The organism is Acinetobacter sp. V2, assembly GCF_001188385.1.
Lineage (GTDB): Bacteria > Pseudomonadota > Gammaproteobacteria > Pseudomonadales > Moraxellaceae > Acinetobacter > Acinetobacter oleivorans.
The window spans coordinates 441,887-445,892 of sequence record NZ_JZFB01000001.1; the positions used below are offsets into that span (position 1 = coordinate 441,887).

At 37.6% G+C, this 4,006-nt stretch carries 3 protein-coding genes and 1 pseudogene; all 4 read left to right on the forward strand.

Annotation, left to right across the window (positions count from 1 at the left end; genetic code table 11):
• The first annotated feature begins 11 nt into the window (after nucleotides 1-11).
• The gene (gene msbA / locus UC75_RS02040; RefSeq protein ID WP_049836516.1) at nucleotides 12-1,739 is read left to right on the forward strand and encodes a lipid A export permease/ATP-binding protein MsbA; all 1,728 of its coding nucleotides are present in this window, start codon (nucleotides 12-14) and stop codon (nucleotides 1,737-1,739) included.
• Nucleotides 1,740-1,741: 2 nt separating this feature from the next.
• Nucleotides 1,742-2,752 carry a tetraacyldisaccharide 4'-kinase gene (gene lpxK, locus UC75_RS02045; protein ID WP_049836517.1) on the forward strand — a complete coding sequence of 337 codons (1,011 nt, stop codon included), beginning with the start codon at nucleotides 1,742-1,744 and terminating at the stop codon, nucleotides 2,750-2,752.
• Nucleotides 2,753-2,761: 9 nt separating this feature from the next.
• On the forward strand, nucleotides 2,762-3,523 hold the full coding sequence (gene kdsB / locus UC75_RS02050; protein WP_049836518.1) for a 3-deoxy-manno-octulosonate cytidylyltransferase: 762 nt from the start codon (nucleotides 2,762-2,764) through the stop codon (nucleotides 3,521-3,523).
• A gap of 13 nt (nucleotides 3,524-3,536) precedes the next feature.
• Nucleotides 3,537-4,006 (forward strand): annotated as a pseudogene (locus UC75_RS19760) (DNA polymerase III subunit delta'); the annotation flags it as partial.

Consider the following 4,006-nt stretch of genomic DNA (forward strand, 5'->3'; position numbering starts at 1 on the left):
GGTTTTTCTGAGTGAATCAAGATTTTAAGGTTTATACGCGTCTCTTAGCCTATTTAAAACCTTATTGGGGCGTGGCCTTATTAGTACTTATCGGGTTCGGTATTAACTCAGCAACAGAAGTTTCCGTTGCTAAATTGATTAAATTTATTATTGATGCAATCCAAAACAGTAGTAGAGCAGATTTGGATTGGTTCCCGTTATTAATTATTTTATTAGTATTCTTCCGCGGCTTAGGCCTATTTATGGGCGGCTACTATACTGCTGTGATTTCCCGTAGTTTAGTTTTTAGTATTCGTCAGGAAGTTTATGCGAAACTTTTAAGACTCCCAGCACAATATTACTTAGATAATTCATCTGGTCATATTACTGCCAAAATTATGTATAACGTTGAACAGCTAACAGCTGCTTCTTCGGAATCATTAAGAACCATTGTTAGGGATGGGATGATTACTATTGGACTATTAGGCTATCTGTTCTATACCAATTGGCGTCTTACCTTATGCGTTTTTGTGTTTTTACCAGTAATTGGTGTATTGGTACGTAAAGCTTCGAAACGTATGCGAAAGCTTTCGTTACAAGTTCAAGACACTATGGGTGATGTGAACCATGTTGTCCAAGAAAGTATTAATGGTAATGCTGTAGTAAAAACTTTTGCTGGTGAAGAATCTGAACAAAAACGTTTTTATAAGTCATCGGAAGAGAACTTAAAACGTGGTTTAAAAATGGTGATTGTACAAAACCTGAATAGCCCAGTTGTTCAGGTAGTAATGGCTTGTGCTATGGCTCTTATTGTATGGTTAGCTTTGCGACCTCAGATTTTAGGTAATACAAGTGCTGGTGAATTTGTGGCTTATCTTACCGCTGCTGGTCTATTAGCAAAACCAGTTAAAAGCTTGACTGATGTTAATGAAAAGTTACAACGTGGTTTAGCAGCGGCTCATTCTGTTTTTGAATTACTAGATTTACCTGAAGAGCAAAATAACGGTCAATTGAAACCTAAATTAAATGGTGCAATCCGTTTTGATCATGTGACATTAAATTATGCTGATGGTGTAGCAGCTATTAAAGATTTTTCTTTAGATATTCTCCCGGGTCAAACAGTGGCATTGGTTGGTCGTTCAGGAGCTGGTAAAAGTTCATTAGTGAATATGTTGGTACGTTTTCAAGAAGTATCGAGTGGACAAATTTATTTAGATGATTTGCCAATTAATGATATTGAACTTTCTTGTCTGCGCACACAAATTGCAATGGTAAATCAACAGGTTATATTGTTTAACCGTACTGTTCGTGAAAATATCGCATATGGTCAGTTGGAAGGTGCATCAGATGAAAAAATCTATGCAGCGGCAAAAGCAGCCTATGCACATGACTTCATTATGAATTTGCCAAATGGTTACGACACTGTTTTAGGTGCACAAGGTTTAAACCTATCTGGTGGTCAGCGTCAACGAATTGCAATTGCTCGAGCAATTTTAAAGAATGCTCCAATTCTAATTTTAGATGAAGCTACAAGTGCTCTCGATAATGAATCTGAACATTTTATTCAGCAAGCATTTGATGAAGCGATGCAAGACCGTACAACGATCGTTATTGCACACCGTTTATCAACAATTGAAAATGCTGATCGTATTGTAGTGATGGATCAAGGACAAATCGTTGAGCAAGGTACTCATAAAGAGCTTCTTGAAAAACATGGTGCTTATTATCAATTACATCAGCGTAATTTTGAGGATAACTAAGCATGTCATTGGCCCAGCTGATCCAGAATGCATGGAATAAGCAATCGAGTTGGTTGATTGCTTTACGTCCATTATCTTGTTTGTATCGTGCTGGGTTTCTATTAAATCGTAATTTTTATACTGTGGGTTTAAAGAAAGTTTATAAGGCACCTGTACCTGTCATGGTGATTGGTAATATTACTGTGGGTGGAAGTGGCAAAACCCCATTATTAATACAACTGGTAAATTATCTACAACAGCATAATGTCAAAGTTGGGGTCATTAGCCGCGGGTATGGTGGTATAGGTCCTTTTCCAATGTTGGTTACTTCGGGTGCTCAAGCAACTCAAGTTGGAGATGAACCTGCATTAATTGTTCAATCGACAAGTGTACCAATGGCAGTAGGTCCTAATAGGCAGGCTGCAATAGAACTTTTATTAGCATCAACATCAGTAGATTTAATTATTAGTGATGATGGTTTGCAGCATTGGGCATTGGGACGACAAATCGAGTGGATTGTACTCGATCAAAATCGCGGCTTAGGAAATCAAAAACTATTACCTGAAGGATATTTAAGAGAGCCAGTTGAGCGTTTAGAAACTGGAACAGTAATTGAACATGCATATAAACCAACTACAGAATTAAATATGCATCTTGAGACTGGACAGCCATATTTACTCAATTCTTCATCAACAGTCGAACACAGTTTTAATCCTCAAAGTAATTATCATGCTGTAGTGGGTATCGGCTTTCCACAGCGTTTTTATCAGACACTTAAAGATTTAGGTCTGAAACAATTTCAAGAACATGCGTTTCGTGACCATCATGATTACTCAATCGATGATTTAATTTTTAATGATGAACTGCCACTTATTACAACTGAAAAAGATGCGGTTAAATTATTGCCATTGCTTGAAAAATATCCAGAATTTAAACAGCCTATTTGGGTTGTTCCTGTTAAAGCTATCCTGTCTGTAGAGTGTTATCAGGTTTTAAAGCAGCAACTGCAGCAACTTGATATCCAATTATCTTAGGAAGAAAAAATGAAACACATCGTCATTCCAGCACGCTTTTCAAGTTCGCGTTTGCCAGGTAAACCATTGTTGCTTATTCATGACCGTCCTATGATTTTACGTGTAGTCGATCAAGCTAAAAAAGTTGAAGGTTTTGATGATCTATGTGTGGCAACAGATGATGAACGTATTGCTGAGATTTGCCGTGCAGATGGTGTAGATGTTGTTCTTACAAGTCCTGATCATCCATCAGGAACAGACCGATTAAGTGAAGTTGCGCGTATTAAAGGTTGGGATGCTAATGACATTATTGTAAATGTTCAGGGAGATGAACCTTTATTACCAGCCCAACTTGTTAAGCAAGTTGCAAAACTTTTGGTTGATAAACCAAATTGTTCAATGTCGACGTTGTGCGAGCCTATTTATACCTTAGATGAATTTCAGCGCGATAGCATTGTAAAAGTCGTCATGTCTAAACAAAATGAAGCTTTATATTTTAGCCGAGCAACTATTCCTTATGATCGGGATGGGGCTAAAGATAATGAACCGACTTTACATACACAAGCATTTCGTCATTTAGGTTTATATGCGTATCGAGTGAGCTTATTGCAAGAATATGTGACCTGGGATATGGGTAAGCTTGAAAAATTAGAAAGTCTTGAACAATTGCGTGTTTTAGAAAATGGACATCGTATTGCGATTGCTGTTGCTCAAGCAAATTTACCACCCGGTGTGGACACTCAAGCTGATCTTGATCGCTTAAATAATATGCCAGTCGAATCTTTTGAATAAGCGTTAATTTTTAATGAATCCGAATGTAACTTCAAAGGTTTATCCTTGGCAGAAAACAACTTGGGACACCTTAACAACAAGGTTTCCCAATATTGGACATGGTCTGTTATTTTATGGCAAGGAAGGCTGTGGGAAACATGCTTTTGCTAAGCATTTCTTGGCGTGGGTGCTTTGTCTAAATAAGCAGCCTCAGGGTGCTTGTGGTGAGTGTAGCAGCTGCCAATGGTTAAAATCGGATACTCATCCAAATTATGTCCATATCACAACAGATGAAGAAAATAAAAAGCAAAATGCAAAAATAAAAATCGAAAAGATTCGAGATTTGCTGCCTTTTGTACAACAAACAGGAGAGGGTTGGCGCGTTATTCTTATTGAACCTGCTGAAGCTCTTAACTTGGCATCTTCAAATGCGCTATTAAAAACCTTAGAAGAACCAGGTGAGCGTGTTGTTTTAATTTTATTGGCCGATCACTACCTTAAATT